Origin of the sequence: Clostridium sp. RTP31139st1_H3_RTP31139_211217 (genome assembly GCF_040227035.1) — a bacterium.
In the GTDB taxonomy this organism is placed as follows: Bacteria; Bacillota; Clostridia; order Clostridiales; family Clostridiaceae; genus Clostridium; species Clostridium saudiense.
The window spans coordinates 1-15,363 of record NZ_JBCOAB010000066.1 but is presented as its reverse complement, the minus strand read 5'-3'; the positions used below and the strand labels follow the sequence as shown (position 1 = coordinate 15,363).

Genomic DNA, 15,363 nt, shown 5'->3' with positions numbered 1-15,363 from the left:
TTTAACATGAACGTACCCGTATGGGTTATTTTTTTTGCAATTAATTAGTGTTGCACTTGATATTGTAATTTATCTAATAAAAAAAAGAACTGTAATACTACAATTCTTTTTTCATTTTATATTTTGTAGAAGTTATATTATAAGCTCAATATCTTTTTCCCAGTATCAACTAGTTCACATTTATCTCCTACTTTAACTTTTCCACCTTTTAATACTCTTGTAAAAATTCCATTCTTAGGCATTATACACTCTCCTACTTGATAGTATATTGCACATTTATCATGACATTCTTTTCCTATTTGAGTTACTTCTAAAAGAACATCATCTCCTACAGTTAATCTTTGTCCAACTGGAAGCTTATTTAATTCAAATCCTTCAATAACTAAATTTTCTCCAAAGGCACCAAAATCAACATTTCCACCTTTATTTCTGAAATCTTCTATTTTTTCTAAAGCTAAAAGACTTACTTGTCTATGCCATTTTCCAGCATGAGCATCTCCTTCAATTCCAAACTCTTCTATAAAATTTGCTTCTGAAACTTCATTTTTTAATGTTCCCTTATGTTTACTTGTACAAATAGCAATTACTTTTCCCATTTCTTATCCTCCAATTTGATTCATAAACTTTAATTCTTTATGCTCACTTTTTTCTAAAAATAAATGTTTTTCTGGTTTGTCATATATATTTTCTTGTATAATTTCTCTTAAATTTTCGTCACTAATTCCTTTTCTAAGCTTAGATTTTAAATCTACCCCATAATCAAAGTGAAGACATTGCTTTAAAAAACCTTCTGGAGTTAATCTTATTCTATTGCAATCTTCGCAAAAACAATTGCTTAATGCACTTATAAAACCAACTTTACCTTTTGCGCCTTTTAACTTAATATATGTAGCTGGTCCGCCACTTTTACTTCTTACTACTTTTTCATAATCAGTATAATTGTCTTCTATAACCTTTAGTACTTCTTCATTTGTAACACCTTTATAATTAATTGCAATTCCAATTGGCATTAATTCAATAAAACGTATATCTATAGGTTTTTCTTTAGTAAGATTTACAAAATCAATTATTTCGTCTTTATTAACATCATTAACTATAACAGTATTTAATTTTACTTTTATCCCTAGCTCTATTGCCTTATCTATGGCTACTAAAACATTCTCTAACTTACCTAATCTAGTTAATTTGCTAAATCTTTCTTCTTTTAATGAATCTAAACTGATATTTACTCCCTTCAATCCATTTAACTTCAATTCTTCAAGTTTATCAGCTAGTAATATTCCATTTGTAGTTAGATAAATTTCTTCAATACCTGGAATATTATTTATTCTCCCTATAAGATTTACTATTCCTGCTCTAACTAATGGTTCTCCACCAGTTATTCTAATTTTTTTTATTCCAAGTTTAGCGCTTTCTTTTACAATTTTATATATTTCATCATCAGTTAACTTTTCATCATTTTTTAAGAAGTTATTTTCCTTCTCCTTCATACAATAAACACATCTTAAATTACAATTATCAGTTACCGATACCCTTAAGTAATCAATCTCTCTTTCAAACTTATCTTTCATATTAATTCAAAGGGTAAGTTAAAAGTTAAACTCCCCACTCTTTCCTCCTGTTTTTTTAAGCAAATGAGTTCCTTCGATAACCATTCTTTTATCAATTGCTTTACACATATCATAAATTGTTAATGCACTTACTGTTGCAGCTGTTAAAGCCTCCATTTCAACCCCTGTTTTATCAACTATTTTTACTGTTGCTGTAATTTCAATGGAACTCTCTTCTTTATTTATCTCAAAATCCACATTACAACTTGTAATCATTAATGGATGGCACATTGGAATTAAATTTGATGTTTGTTTACTAGCCATTATTCCTGCTATTCTAGCTACTCCTAATACATCGCCTTTACCAATTTTCCCATTTTCTATTAACTCTAATGTCTCTCTACTAACTTTTATTTTTGAAACAGCAACTGCAACTCTAGCTGTTTCATTTTTTTCTGATACGTCAACCATTCTAGCATTTCCACTATTATCAAAGTGCGTCAATTTATTATCCATAATACAAGCCTACTTTCTAAAATTATTTTCCAAATGAACAATGTGGGAATGTACATACATTACAATCTAAGCATAATCCACCATGTCCATATTCGACTATATCATCAATTGTTAATTTTTCATCACTTAAAACTCTTGGTAATACTAAATCAAGTACTGTTCTTTTAGAGTACATTGCACAGCTTGGTACTCCTAAAATTGGTGTATCACCATAATAAGCTAATAAGAACATAGCTCCTGGTAATACTGGAGATCCATATGTTACTAATTCACCACCACATTCCTTAATTGCTGTAGGTGTAACATCATCAGGGTCTACAGACATTCCTCCTGTACAAATTATCATATCTACTTTTTCACTTAAACCTTTTTGAATTTCTTCAATAATTCTTTCCTTTTCATCTGGTAATATTACTTGACGTATTACTTCACTACCATAATACCCTAATTTTTGCTTTATTACTGGTAAAAAGGCATCCTTAATTCTGCCTTTATATACTTCATTACCAGTAGTTATTAATAAACACTTTTTAGGTTTTATTTCTGCTACACTAATTATCTTTTCTCTAATTAGATTTTCAGCAGTAATAATTTTTTCCTCATCTATTATTAATGGAATAACCCTTGTTGCTCCAACTTTTTCCCCTTTTTTAATTGGAGTATTATTATGCAACGTAGAAACTATAATTTCACCAACCGAATTTAATTTGAATAAATTAGCTTTATCTATTTTTAATACTCCATCTCTGTCAGCAAAGAAATCTACTTTTCCTTCTTTAATTTCATCTGAAATCTTAATTCCTTCTCCCACAACTAAATTTGAAATTCTTGTTGCTGCATCATTTTCATGAAGCTGACCTTCTGTAGGTTCCCAAACATAAACATGCTCTTTCCCAATAGATAGTAATTTTTCTATATCTTCTTCTTTAATTATATGACCTTTTTTAAATAATCTTCCTTTAAATTCACCAGGAATTATTTGAGTTACATCATGAGAAAGTATAGTTCCTACTGCATCTTCTACTTTTATCATTTTCATATTAATTTTCCCCCTATTACTTTCTAGCACATTCTTTTGAAGTTCCTAATAATATATCAATTCCGTGTTTAATGTCATCTAATGCATAATCTAATGCTTCCTTGCAAGCCTTTGGACTTCCTGGTAAATTAACAATTAATGTATCTTTTCTTATACCAGACACAGCCCTTGAAAGCATAGCTCTTTTAGTAATTTGCATACTATACATTCTTATTGCTTCGCATATTCCATGTGCTTCTCTATCAATTATTGCTTTAGTAGCTTCTGGTGTTATATCCCTTTTAGAAAATCCAGTTCCACCTGTACTTAATATTAAATTAACTTTAAGCTCATCACTCATAACTTTAAATTCATTTTCTAACATTTCTTTTTCATCAGGTAATATGACTTGTTTTACTACAGTAAATCCCGCAGCTTCAACTAACTCTTTTACTACAGCCCCACTTTTATCTTCTCTTTCTCCAGCATAACCTTTATCACTACTTGTAATTATACCAACTGTATACATTATAATTCCTCCAATTCTTTATATTCTTTTTCCGTATTTATATTTAAAAAATCTTTTTCAATAAATTTTTTTTCTTGATTTCCATCTATAACTTTATAATTTAAAGATTTTATCAATAATTGAAGTTTATTATTATTATTTTTTATTGCATTTTCAATACTAGGAATGCTCTTTTTTGAATATACTGCACATAATGGCTGTAGCCTTCCAGAAACCTCCGGTATTAACACTTCATATTCTTCATTATAATTTCCTAATATATTTAAAGTTTCACTAGTTATAAGTGGCATATCACATGCTATACATAAAACTTTATCTGTAGTTGAATTCATAAGAGCTGAATGTATTCCGCTCAAAGGACCATTCCCCTTATATATATCTTCAATTACTCTTAAATTAAATCCTTCATATTCTTCTTTTTTATTTGCAATTATTATTATTTCTTTATAACCTTTGCCTGCATCAATTATATGCTCTATAAATTTACGTTCCTTATAATTTAATAACGCCTTATTATTATAGTTCATTCTACTACTTTTACCACCAGCTAAAATAGCCAATGTCTTGTTTATCATAAGCATCTATCTCCTAAAATTTAATGATATCAACTGTTTCACCACTATGAAGAGCTTCGCTTCCACCCTCTACTTCAATCATACAATTAGAATTTAAATTAGAACTTAATATTCCATTTCCACTTTTCACTTGTGTTATATATACCTTTTGTTTTCCCTCTTCTATTACAACTCTACCTCTAATAAATCTTCTCTGAGGGCTTTTTTTATTGAAATTATCACATAAAGTTGCTTTTTCTCTTTTAACTTCTATTTTTTCAATTCCACTTAATTTTTCTATTGATGTCTTAACAAACAACTCAAATGCTGTTAGTGCCGCAGTTGGATTTCCTGACAAACTAACCACAAGAGCATTATTTACAATACTACAAAGCACTGCTGAACCTGGTTTCATTTTAACCTTCCAAAATAATCGTTTCCCACCTATATTGTCTATTGCATGATTTAATAAATCTTTTTCACCTACAGATACTCCACCAGTTGTAATTATTAAGTCAACATTTTGAGATATATTCTCTATATATTTCTCTATATCTCCTTCAATATCTCTTACATGCTTTACTTCTAAAATATTATATCCTAACTCAGAAACTCTAGCCATTATAGTATATTTATTACTATTGAAAATTTTACCTTCCGTTAAATCACTATTTACATCTATAACTTCATCACCAGTACATAAAAGTGCAATTTTAGGATTTTTATATACCTTTATCTTTGAAATACCACTGCTTGCAATAATACCTATATCTGCAAAATCTATCTTTTTATTTTTATTTACTAATAGAGATCCTTTTTTAATATCTTCACCTTTAAAACAAATATTATCATTAGCTTTTATTTTTTTAGTTAATGTTATATGCTCCTCATCATTTTTGATAGTATCTTCTTGCTTTATTACTGCATTTGCTCCATTTGGAATAGGAGCACCAGTCATTATTCTTATTGCAGTTTTATTAGTTACTTCATAATTACTTACTTCACCAGCAAAGACCTTATCAATGATTTTTATTTTATCATTAGAACCACTATTTTCTGCTAATATTGCATATCCATCCATTGCTGACTTATTAAATGGTGGATTATCAATTAGCGAATATATGTCCTCTGCTAAAACTCTTCCTGTTGCATTTATTAAGTCAATCTCTTCTGTTCCTATGGCTTTAACATTTTCATCTAATATATCTATTGCCTCTTCCAATGATATAAATGACTTCATTTGATATCCTCCTTAAAATATAAAAGACTTACTACTTCATATTTTAGGTATGAGTAATAAGCCTCAAATATAACAAAATTATTTTTAGTTATATATAACTAAAAATAAAACTATATATTTAAACAAAACTTATTTTCCTTCCCAAAACGTGGAGATAATATCTTTTCAAATATTACCCTTAAATTTTATTTCAAATTTCGGCTTAAGTTCCTTAGATTTACTCCTTAGGATACTTAGCTCTAGAAAATATATTATTGATAATTTTCAAACTTAAATTCTTCTTCTTTTTCAATTAAATCTACAAGTTTTTCTACATCGTCTTTATTTACAACATTTATGTTATTATCTATATCTAAATGAGTATCGCTTGCAATAGCTATTAACTTTTCTTTTTGAGTTATAATCCTATCACTTACTCCATCTCTATAAACTTCGATTTTTCTTAAGTTACTATTTTTATATCCTTCAACTAAAATTATATCTTTATCCATTAACATTTTAATTATATCACTAAGTTCAATCTCTTCGTGTAATTCTTTAATCATAGCAAATCTATTTTTTGATGAAATTACAACTGTTTCCGAGCCTGCTTCTCTATGTTTATATGTATCTTTTCCTTTTTTATCTATATCAAATCCATGAACATCATGTTTTATAGTTGCTATACTATACCCTCTATTTTTTAGTTCTTTTATTAAAGACTCCATTAGAAATGTCTTTCCAACATTTGAGCTATAACCTACAATATTTATTACCTTTGACATTTACTTCATCCCTTAGTCTTTATTTTATCTTTATATTTTAAAAATCTGCTTTGATTTTAAATCTTATTAACATTTTTGTAAATATATTTTATTTAAATTTAATAAGTTAGAGGCAAAAGATTATTTAATATATATTAAAACTCTCCCCTTTCCCTCTAACTCTTTTTATTATATATTAACTTGCCAAATTACCAAATTAAAATTTGGGCTCTTATAAATGAAACTCACTCCTCACATGCGTTCGGAGGAGTAAGTTCGAGCAACCAAATTAAAATTTGGGCTCTTACTTATAACTAAACTCAAAGTTTTTTTCTATGTTAAAGAAATCAGCATAATCTATATCAAATAAACTCTTTGTAACTTTTGATACATCTATATTTTCCTTAATAAGCTGAGTTAAAACTCCAGCATAAGAAAGGTCTCCTTGAATTATTGCACCATAGATTTTTCCATCTTTATGGATTATCTTTTTATAGTTATTATCTTCAACTTTAGTTTCAACTATATAAGTTTCATCAGCTGGTTCTACCATACCAAGAGACATTGTAGCTATACCTACAAAGTTCATTGTGTTTTTGCTTCCAAAGAAATCAGTCATTACCATTTCTTTTCCTAACATATTATGTGCTGCTATTATACCTTCTTTAACAGCTGTTGGCCATATTGGATTTCTTCCCGTTACATCTCCAGCTCCATATATATTTTCTATATTAGTTTGCCCTTTTGCATCAATTATTAATCCAAATCTATCACATTCAACATTACTATTTTCCATAAATGCAACATTAGATCTAACCCCTGTAGCAACTATTACTAATTCACATGGAACTTCTTCACCAGTATTTAATACTAAAGCTTTTGGATTGTTATTTTCATCTAAAAGTAACTTTTCTGCTTTAACATCTAACTTTAAAGAAACACCTTCTTCAATGAATTTCTTTTCATATACATCTGAAGCATGCTTGTCTAATTGTAATGGAAGTATCTTATTACTCATTTCAACTAAAGATATATTTAATCCTTGTCCAAGTAATCCACTAACTGCATCTATTCCAACAAGACCAGCACCTAAAACTACTACATTCTTAACTTTTTTAGCTTGTTCTTTTATTAATATAGCATCATCTAAGTTTCTTAGCCCAACTACATTATTACCTTCTCTAAGTCCTGGTACTGGAGGTATAAATGCAGATGCTCCACTACAGACTAATAATTTATCATAACTTAAAGTCTCACCATTTGATAGCTCTAAAGTTTGTTCTTTATCATTTAATGCTTTAACTTCTAAACCTTTCATCCAAGTAATATTGTTTTCTTCAAAAAACTCTTTACCTGTAAAGTTTAAGGCATCTACATCTCTATGACTTGAAATGTAATGATGAAGTATGCATCTTGAATATACATTTTCATCTTTAGATATTAATACTATTTCAGCATTTTTATCTAATTCTCTTAAAGTTTTAGCTCCACTTATACCTGCTGCAGAGGCTCCTATAACTACATATCTCATTATTCAGTTACCTCCTCTAAAGTAATTGCTCCCATAGGACATTTAGCTACACATTGTGCTGTTCCATGTTCCTTACATGCATCACATTTCATTATTTCTTTATGCATTCTGCTATCAGCTTTTAATACTCCATAAGGACATGCCATTATACACATGTAACAACTAGCACAGTGATCTTTATTATATTCTACTAATCCAGTTTCTTTATTCTTACTCATAGCACCTGTCATACAAGTATAAACACATTCTGGTCTATCACAATGTCTACAGAATATTGGAGCATATTTACCTTTACTATCTATTGTTATTCTACTTCTTGTATCCTCTGACTCGTGAGCTACAATACATGCTGTTGTACAAGTTAAACAGCCAACACATTTATCTCTATCTATCTTAATTCTTTTCATCTTTAGTCACCCTCTATTTTTTAATGATATTTACTGCAACTGTTTTAAATGATGGTTCCTTTGAATATGGATCATAAACTGAAGGAGTAAGTGCATTTGTTTCAATATAATGAATTGGTGCATATAAATGCTCCTTCTTTACATGATCAGATATCTTTATAGTAAAGTCTTTAGTTACTCCATTTTGAGAAGCTATTGAAACTCTTTCATTTTCTTCTATATTTAATTCTTTTGCTAACTCTGGATGCATAAATGCATATGATTCCTTAGAGTAAATTCTTTCTGACTCAGCAATTTCTCTTGATCTAACTTGAGTATGCCATTGCCCTACTGTTCCTCTTCCTGAGTTAAATATATATGGAAATTCTGCACTTGTTTGTGTTGGGTTTTCTGCTATATCTTCAAAGTGGAATTTAGCTCTCTTTGATGGAGTATAGTAATTACCATCTTCATATAATCTTCTTTCATCTTCCACTAAAGTTTCTCCAGCTCTAAATGGCCATTGAACTCCTCTTGAACCTTCCATATTTGGTCCTTCTAACATTTCATAAGTTACACCTGTAATATCACAAGGCATTCCCTTAGAACATTTCTTTAATAATTCAAAAGCACTTCTTGGAGTTTCCCATCCTTTTAATAAATCTCCCATTCCAAGTTCCTTACCAATGTTATAGAAGATTTCGAAATCTGATAATTCTCCTTCTTCTTTTTCAATTACAGGATTAACCTTTGATAATCTTCTTTCAGTATTTATTAATACCCCTTCTTTTTTGATTGCTGGAACAGAAGGTAAGTATAAATCACAAAGTTTAGCACTATCAGTATCTTCATATATATCTTGAACTACGAAGAAATCTAGATTTTTAACGCACTTTTCAAATTCTTCATTATTTGCCCATGAATGTCTTGGGTTTGTACAAATTACCCATAACCCCTTAATTTCTCCTGCAATTGCTTTTTCAATTATTGCATTGTAAGGAATTGTTGGTTTTGTAGCAAGTACACTTTCATCTACACCTAAAGCTTCAGCAACTGCTTTTCTACGTACTGGATTATCGAAATCTCCACCACCATAAAGTCCTGCTGTATTACTAAATGCTCTTGAACCCATAGCATTACATTGTCCAGTTAAAGAGTTTGCACCTGTACCTGGTCTACCCATGTTTCCTGTTATTAATGCTAAATTAATTATAGATTGAGCTGTTCTAACTGCTTGGTAACCTTGATTAACTCCCATTGTCCACCAGAATGAAACTCTTTCTCCTGCATGAATAATTTCAGCTAATTCTAAAACTCTTTCCGCACTTATTCCTGTTTCAGCTTCAACTTTATCTAAAGTGAATTTAGCTACATGATTCTTGAAATCTTCATATCCTTCTGTATGATTTTCTATGTAGTTAACATCAATATATCCTTTTTCTATTAAAACATTAGCTAAAGTATACATTAATACTAAGTCAGCCTTTGGTTTAATATCTATCCATATATCAGAATTCATAGCAGTTTCTGATCTTCTTGGATCTATTGTTATTATTTTAGCTTCTTTATTTTCTCTAATTCTTCCCCAGAATACTGGATGAGCTATAACTGGATTTGCTCCAATTAAAATTATTGTATCTGAAAGTTCTGCATCATTTAATGTATATGGTGGAGCATCAAATCCAAAACTTTGTTTATGAGCAACTACTGATGTAGCCATACATAATCTTGTATTACCATCACCATTAATGCCCATGTAGTTTCTTCCTACATGTCCTAATAAAGCCATATCTTCTGTTGGCATTTGTCCTGTACTAATGAAGGCAACACTTTCTTTACCGTATTTTTCTTGAATGCTTGTCATTTTTTTAGCAAATGTTTTAAAGCCTTCTTCCCATGAAATTTCTTTCATTTCTCCATTTTCATCTCTTAAAAGTGGGCTTTTTCTTGCTTTAATTTTTGTTTGTTGCTTATCTAAGTTTAATCCTTTTATACAACAAAAACCTTTATTTACAGGGTAATCAACAGTAGGAGAAACCTTAGCTATCTTACCATTTTCTACATAAAAATCTACATTACATGCTAATGCACATAAATTACATGTTGATTGAATCTTCTTCATATTACTCCCATCTCCAATTCGTGATTTTAATAAACTCTATATTCAGTATTATTTCAGATTCATTTTATCACTAAAGGTTATATGCAACTGTGATTATAATCACAAATTATTTGTCATTTATTTAACAATATTATTGCTAAAATCTCTTTTTTATTTAATAAAAGTAAAAATAAGCCATTAGATTTTTTTATAAATAACCTAATAGCTTATTTAAACTTTTACACTAATTCAATTTTACTAGTAAAATATTCATCATAATGTTAATTTAAATTTAACTATTTACTATTTCGCCTCCATTTATGTGAATAGTTTGACCTGTAATATATGAAGCTGCTTCAGATGCTAAAAATACATATGCACCAGCACATTCAACAGGTTGACCTGCTCTACCCATAGGAGTATTTGATCCAAACTGTGGAATTTCTCCCTTTTCAAAGCTTGATGGAATAAGTGGTGTCCATATAGGTCCTGGAGCTACTGCATTTACCCTTATACCACTTTTATTTTTTGCTAATGATGTTGATAAAGATCTTGTTAATGTTACAATAGCACCTTTAGTCATTGAATAATCTATAAGTTTTTCATTTCCTGCAAAAGCTGTAACTGATGCTGTATTTATAATGCATGAACCTGATTTCATATGTTTTAACGCTTCTCTTGACATATAAAAAGTTCCATAAATATTAGTTTTCATAGTTTTATCAAATTGAGAATCTGAAATTTGTTTAAAATCTTTACATTCATATTGAACTGCTGCATTATTTACTAATATATCTATTTTTCCATGTTCTTTAATTACATTCTCTATTACTGAACTACAAAAAGTAACGTCTGAAATATCTCCTGAATAAATACTACACTTTCTTCCTGTAGCTTCTATTAATTTTTTAGTATCTTCAGCATCTTTTTTTTCATTGTAATAAACTATAACAATATCAGCTCCTTGATATGCATAAGCAATAGCTACTGCTCTACCTATTCCACTATCTCCACCAGTTATTATTGCAACTTTATCTTTTAGTAAATCTCCACTTTTTATATACTTTTCATCATAGTATATAGGTACTGGATTCATTTCACTTTCAAAACCTGGATGAATATTTTGATGTTGTGCTGGAAAACTTGTTGGAAAGTTCATATAATCACTCCTTAAAAAATCCTTGTCATAATTTATTATTAGTTACTTTATGATTTATAATTCTTTTTTATAAAAATCTTATCTGTTAATTAATAGTTTATTTTTTATTAAATAAATTTCACTTTATAAAAAATGGAATTGCATTAGCAATTCCATTCAATTTTATCTCTATATTAACCAAATACTTTATCATAGACTATAGGATCCTTAAATCCAAATATTACTTTTCCATTTTTCTCAAAAATTTCACTTACATACAACTTTCCATGTTCTGTTCTTTCTTTTAATGTAAAAATAGTACCATTTCCAAAATCACTTATACTTTCTCCATAAAAAGATCCATTTTCCTCTTTATAAATCATAGGATTGAACTTTTCAGACTTAACTAAAGTACTATAATCCATAATTAAAGAACCATTGTCATTTCTAAATTCTTCTTTAGATATTCCTTTCGGTAATTCATAGGAAGTTAATACAACATTATTTTCTTTATCTAATGTAAATAAAAATAAATGCGGTAATATTTTTTTACCTTTTTCAGTTTCATAATAGCTTTCTTCTATTACAAAATACCCCTTAAAATTTTGGGGTAAATTTTTAATTTTTTGATTACATACCGCATTTATATGTTTAGCCTTAGGATGTATGATTTCACCTTCACTTTCTTCTTTTTTTATTTGTGCCTGGTTATTAAATTTACCACACAAATTTTTAATAAAAGATTCCAACCTACTCATAATTCCTCCCTAAACTGTTTATTTTTTTAATAATTCATCAACAACAGCTTTAGCTTCAGCTAAGCAAGAACCACATCCCTTTCCACAGTTAGTTACACTTTGAACTTTTTCAAAAGTATCAGCTCCATTTTCTATTGCTCTTTCGATATCTTCAACAGAAACATTAAAACAATAACAAATTTTTTTAGTTTTATCCATATATATTCCTCCATAATATTACTATTTATATCTATAGTTGTATGTATATTTATAGTTTTAACATACATGAAATCTATTATTCTAACTTATTAATTTAAACTAATTTACTTATGAAAAAAATTAATTTATTAATAATTGATTACTTACATATTATTGAATCAATTATTCTTCTTGCTATTGTTGTTTTATCAGGTAATATAGGAAGGTTATCTTTACTATACCAATCAGCATGAAGTATTTCCTCTCCATCAACTTTGATTTCTCCACTTTCATATTCAGCTGTAAATCCAATCATTATAGAATTTGGATATGGCCAAGGTTGACTATCAAAATATTTAATATTTTTTACTTTTATATTAACCTCTTCTAATATTTCACGTCTTACACAATCTTCTAATGTTTCATTTACATCTACAAACCCTGCAATAGTACTATGTAATCCTTCAGGAAAGTTTTTATTATTTGCTAATAATATTTTATCCCCCTTGGTAATTCCTACTATAATTGCAGGACAAACCTTAGGATAACATGTATATCCACACTCTTTACACTTCATTGCAAATTCATTATTAGCAAACTCATTTTTTCCACCACATATTCCGCAATATTTATTCGTCTTATGGAAATGAATTATCTGAGCAGCCTTTCCTGATACTGATACACTTTCTTTATCAATAATTGCAGCACTTTCTCTTAATGTAATAAACTTTAACTCTCCAGATACTTTCACCGCAGAATTAATTTCACCACAAAAGCAATGTTTATCTTTTAGCTTTCCAAGGTGATATTTTATTTCTAATCCATCTATTAATTGCTTTACATCCTTAAATGTCGGAATATTAATCTTTCCCATATCCTCTTTAACTAAGAGCATTTTATCTTGAAATAAAAACCATAAATCCCCCTCTTTATTTTCCTCTGGAAATAAAGGATCTGATACAAATTTCATATAGTCATCAGTATTAATCATAATTCCTCCAATCTTATTCTTCTAATATTTCACAATGCATATATTTCTCAGCTTCATTCCAAGGTACAATAAATCCTTGTCCTTTAGAGCAAAATACTGAGTTTGAAGAATACTCTATATCTGCATTTTTATTATATCCTATTTTTTCCACAATTTCATCAGTATTATGACATATATCATATCCATCAAACATTAAACTTATATTACCTTTTCCTTTTGTAAATGCAATAAGCTCCATGCTATAATCCATAAATGTTGATACGGGTCCTCTTCCCATTATTCTAACCTTATTTAAATTAGTTTCAGGAGTATTAAATTTACCACTTAGCTTTTGTATATCTGATAAAACTCTTCCCATATAATCTAATTCTACATCTATTGTAAATCTATAAAATGGCTCTAATAATATATTATGAGCTTTTTCTAAACCTTGCCTTAATGCCCTATATGTTGCCTCTCTAAAATCTCCTCCTTCTGTATGTTTGTTATGAGCTCTTCCTGTTAAAAGTGTAACTTTAATATCCGTAATATCAGAACCTGTTAATAGTCCGTGATGATTTCTTTCAAAAATATGAGTTTTAATTAAATTTTGCTGTCCTGTTGTTAAGTCATCAGCATGACACTTATTTTCAAACACAATTCCTGTTCCCCTAGCCTGAGCCTCAAGTTTTAAATGAACTTCTGCATAATGCTTTAATGGTTCAAAATGCCCATAACCTCTTACTTCATTTGTTATAGTTTCCTTATACATTATTTCACAAGGCCCAAAGTCTACTTTTAAATTAAATCTTTCATATACAATTTCTTTTAAAACCTCTAATTGAATCTTACCCATAATATGAACTTGAATTTCTTTATGCGTTTCATTCCATAACACATTTAATGCAGGGTCTTCAGCTTCTAATATCTTAAAATACTTTAAGACTTCTTTTTCATTATATGATTCATCATATATAACGCTAGACATTAAAGTTGGAATCATATTAAAATTTACTTTATTATTTAAAATACCTATTCCATCTCCAGCATTTACTGTTGATAAACCAGTTACTGCAAAAACATCACCTGCTTCAACTTCATCTACAGTAATAAATTTATTTCCATTATAAATTCTAATACTACTTATCTTTTCTTTTATATTTGTATCTGCTTTAGAAATTTCTATTTCATCTCTTACTTTTAGTTTACCACTTAATGCTTTAATAAATGTAATTCTCGTTCCATTACTATCATATCGTATTTTATTTACTATCCCTGAGAATTCACAACTTGAATCATAATTAGTAGATGTCAATTCTTCTAATACATTTAAAAATTCTCTTATACCTTCATCTTGAAGTGCAGAACCACTAAAACATGGATATATTTTATTTTCTCTTATTAAATCCCTTAATTTATTTACCCATAAATTATTTTCATATTCATCATTTAAATATTTTTCTAAAAGAAGTTCATCTTTTTCAGCTATGAATTCTATTACTTCCTCATTCATTTCTTCTAAATCCGTTATAAAACAAACATCCTTAGAAAGATTATTATTAATTTCTTGTAATACTCTTTTTAAATCTGCACCCGTTCTATCTAATTTATTAATAAAGAAAAATGTAGGAACCTTATACTTTCTTAGTAAATTCCAAACTGTTTCCGTATGTCCTTGTACCCCTTCAACTGCACTTACTATGACAATTGCATAATCCATTATTCTTATAGCTCTTTCCATTTCACAAGAAAAATCTATATGCCCTGGGGTATCTATTAAATAATATGTTGAGTCATTTATATCGAATACTGCTTGATCTGAAAATACTGTAATCCCTCTTTTTTTCTCTATGTCATGACTATCCAAAAAGGAATTTTTATGGTCTACTCTTCCTCTTGTTTTTATACTTTTTGTATGATAAAGAACTTGCTCAGAAAATGTAGTTTTTCCAGCATCTACATGAGCTAGTACTCCTATTGTTTTCTTCATATAATCTCCTTTGCTAATTATGTGAAAATTTATATTTTTAATTATATCACCTTAAGAATTTTTTGCCATTTTTAAAATGTTTTAATTATGATAAATTACAATATCAAGTGCAACACTAATTAATTGCAAAAAAAATAACCCATACGGGTACGTTCATGTTAA

General features: G+C 28.6%; 16 protein-coding genes and 1 riboswitch. All 16 genes read right to left on the bottom strand.

The features are described from left to right. Positions 1-137: 137 nt before the first annotated feature. Complete coding sequence (locus ABUA17_RS17135) at positions 138-596, bottom strand: MOSC domain-containing protein (protein WP_042394806.1); 459 nt, start codon at positions 594-596, stop codon at positions 138-140. 3 nt (positions 597-599) lie between these two features. Next, on the bottom strand, positions 600-1,571 hold the full coding sequence (gene moaA, locus ABUA17_RS17130) for a GTP 3',8-cyclase MoaA (protein WP_042394809.1): 972 nt from the start codon (positions 1,569-1,571) through the stop codon (positions 600-602). Between the two features lie 18 nt (positions 1,572-1,589). Then, entirely contained in the window at positions 1,590-2,066 is a 477-nt protein-coding gene (moaC, locus tag ABUA17_RS17125; protein WP_154820543.1) for a cyclic pyranopterin monophosphate synthase MoaC, read from the bottom strand. Between the two features lie 22 nt (positions 2,067-2,088). Next, positions 2,089-3,105 carry a molybdopterin-binding protein gene (locus tag ABUA17_RS17120; RefSeq protein WP_042394812.1) on the bottom strand — a complete coding sequence of 339 codons (1,017 nt, stop codon included), beginning with the start codon at positions 3,103-3,105 and terminating at the stop codon, positions 2,089-2,091. Between the two features lie 16 nt (positions 3,106-3,121). Further along, the gene (locus ABUA17_RS17115; protein ID WP_055291193.1) at positions 3,122-3,613 is read right to left on the bottom strand and encodes a MogA/MoaB family molybdenum cofactor biosynthesis protein; all 492 of its coding nucleotides are present in this window, start codon (positions 3,611-3,613) and stop codon (positions 3,122-3,124) included. Continuing rightward, positions 3,613-4,188 carry a molybdenum cofactor guanylyltransferase gene (locus ABUA17_RS17110; protein ID WP_042394817.1) on the bottom strand — a complete coding sequence of 192 codons (576 nt, stop codon included), beginning with the start codon at positions 4,186-4,188 and terminating at the stop codon, positions 3,613-3,615. Before ABUA17_RS17110 ends, ABUA17_RS17115 begins: the two co-directional genes overlap by 1 nt. Positions 4,189-4,201: 13 nt before the next feature. Then, positions 4,202-5,407 carry a molybdopterin molybdotransferase MoeA gene (locus tag ABUA17_RS17105; RefSeq protein ID WP_042394836.1) on the bottom strand — a complete coding sequence of 402 codons (1,206 nt, stop codon included), beginning with the start codon at positions 5,405-5,407 and terminating at the stop codon, positions 4,202-4,204. A 118-nt stretch (positions 5,408-5,525) separates the two neighbouring features. Then, a riboswitch (molybdenum cofactor riboswitch) is annotated at positions 5,526-5,664 on the bottom strand. Then, positions 5,659-6,171, bottom strand: a complete 513-nt coding sequence (gene mobB / locus ABUA17_RS17100; protein WP_042394839.1) for a molybdopterin-guanine dinucleotide biosynthesis protein B — start codon at positions 6,169-6,171, stop codon at positions 5,659-5,661. (Overlaps the previous riboswitch by 6 nt.) Before the next feature lie 283 nt (positions 6,172-6,454). After that, entirely contained in the window at positions 6,455-7,681 is a 1,227-nt protein-coding gene (locus ABUA17_RS17095) for an NAD(P)/FAD-dependent oxidoreductase (RefSeq protein WP_055277158.1), read from the bottom strand. Further along, entirely contained in the window at positions 7,681-8,088 is a 408-nt protein-coding gene (locus ABUA17_RS17090; protein WP_042394846.1) for a 4Fe-4S dicluster domain-containing protein, read from the bottom strand. Before ABUA17_RS17090 ends, ABUA17_RS17095 begins: the two co-directional genes overlap by 1 nt. A 13-nt stretch (positions 8,089-8,101) precedes the next feature. Then, positions 8,102-10,189, bottom strand: coding sequence for a molybdopterin oxidoreductase family protein (locus ABUA17_RS17085; RefSeq protein ID WP_349818170.1), 2,088 nt, complete (start codon positions 10,187-10,189; stop codon positions 8,102-8,104). A 271-nt stretch (positions 10,190-10,460) separates the two neighbouring features. Further along, on the bottom strand, positions 10,461-11,327 hold the full coding sequence (locus ABUA17_RS17080; RefSeq protein ID WP_042394852.1) for an SDR family oxidoreductase: 867 nt from the start codon (positions 11,325-11,327) through the stop codon (positions 10,461-10,463). Between the two features lie 173 nt (positions 11,328-11,500). Next, positions 11,501-12,064 (bottom strand): hypothetical protein, encoded by a 564-nt coding sequence (locus ABUA17_RS17075; RefSeq protein ID WP_042394855.1) that lies wholly within the window; start codon positions 12,062-12,064, stop codon positions 11,501-11,503. An 18-nt stretch (positions 12,065-12,082) separates the two neighbouring features. Next, the gene (locus ABUA17_RS17070) at positions 12,083-12,262 is read right to left on the bottom strand and encodes a (2Fe-2S)-binding protein (protein ID WP_042394858.1); all 180 of its coding nucleotides are present in this window, start codon (positions 12,260-12,262) and stop codon (positions 12,083-12,085) included. Between the two features lie 139 nt (positions 12,263-12,401). Next, positions 12,402-13,232, bottom strand: a complete 831-nt coding sequence (gene nudC / locus ABUA17_RS17065; RefSeq protein WP_052330582.1) for an NAD(+) diphosphatase — start codon at positions 13,230-13,232, stop codon at positions 12,402-12,404. 13 nt (positions 13,233-13,245) lie between these two features. Next, positions 13,246-15,201, bottom strand: a complete 1,956-nt coding sequence (locus ABUA17_RS17060; protein ID WP_042394861.1) for a GTP-binding protein — start codon at positions 15,199-15,201, stop codon at positions 13,246-13,248. Between the last annotated feature and the right edge of the window lie 162 nt (positions 15,202-15,363).

What these genes read in the sequence shown, in the direction of transcription:
- ABUA17_RS17135 (WP_042394806.1), bottom strand. Translation starts at nt 596, where the DNA reads ATGGGAAAAGTAATTGCTATTTGTACAAGTAAACATAAGGGAACATTA.
- moaA (WP_042394809.1), bottom strand. Translation starts at nt 1,571, where the DNA reads ATGAAAGATAAGTTTGAAAGAGAGATTGATTACTTAAGGGTATCGGTA.
- moaC (WP_154820543.1), bottom strand. Translation starts at nt 2,066, where the DNA reads ATGGATAATAAATTGACGCACTTTGATAATAGTGGAAATGCTAGAATG.
- ABUA17_RS17120 (WP_042394812.1), bottom strand. Translation starts at nt 3,105, where the DNA reads ATGAAAATGATAAAAGTAGAAGATGCAGTAGGAACTATACTTTCTCAT.
- ABUA17_RS17115 (WP_055291193.1), bottom strand. Translation starts at nt 3,613, where the DNA reads ATGTATACAGTTGGTATAATTACAAGTAGTGATAAAGGTTATGCTGGA.
- ABUA17_RS17110 (WP_042394817.1), bottom strand. Translation starts at nt 4,188, where the DNA reads ATGATAAACAAGACATTGGCTATTTTAGCTGGTGGTAAAAGTAGTAGA.
- ABUA17_RS17105 (WP_042394836.1), bottom strand. Translation starts at nt 5,407, where the DNA reads ATGAAGTCATTTATATCATTGGAAGAGGCAATAGATATATTAGATGAA.
- mobB (WP_042394839.1), bottom strand. Translation starts at nt 6,171, where the DNA reads ATGTCAAAGGTAATAAATATTGTAGGTTATAGCTCAAATGTTGGAAAG.
- ABUA17_RS17095 (WP_055277158.1), bottom strand. Translation starts at nt 7,681, where the DNA reads ATGAGATATGTAGTTATAGGAGCCTCTGCAGCAGGTATAAGTGGAGCT.
- ABUA17_RS17090 (WP_042394846.1), bottom strand. Translation starts at nt 8,088, where the DNA reads ATGAAAAGAATTAAGATAGATAGAGATAAATGTGTTGGCTGTTTAACT.
- ABUA17_RS17085 (WP_349818170.1), bottom strand. Translation starts at nt 10,189, where the DNA reads ATGAAGAAGATTCAATCAACATGTAATTTATGTGCATTAGCATGTAAT.
- ABUA17_RS17080 (WP_042394852.1), bottom strand. Translation starts at nt 11,327, where the DNA reads ATGAACTTTCCAACAAGTTTTCCAGCACAACATCAAAATATTCATCCA.
- ABUA17_RS17075 (WP_042394855.1), bottom strand. Translation starts at nt 12,064, where the DNA reads ATGAGTAGGTTGGAATCTTTTATTAAAAATTTGTGTGGTAAATTTAAT.
- ABUA17_RS17070 (WP_042394858.1), bottom strand. Translation starts at nt 12,262, where the DNA reads ATGGATAAAACTAAAAAAATTTGTTATTGTTTTAATGTTTCTGTTGAA.
- nudC (WP_052330582.1), bottom strand. Translation starts at nt 13,232, where the DNA reads ATGATTAATACTGATGACTATATGAAATTTGTATCAGATCCTTTATTT.
- ABUA17_RS17060 (WP_042394861.1), bottom strand. Translation starts at nt 15,201, where the DNA reads ATGAAGAAAACAATAGGAGTACTAGCTCATGTAGATGCTGGAAAAACT.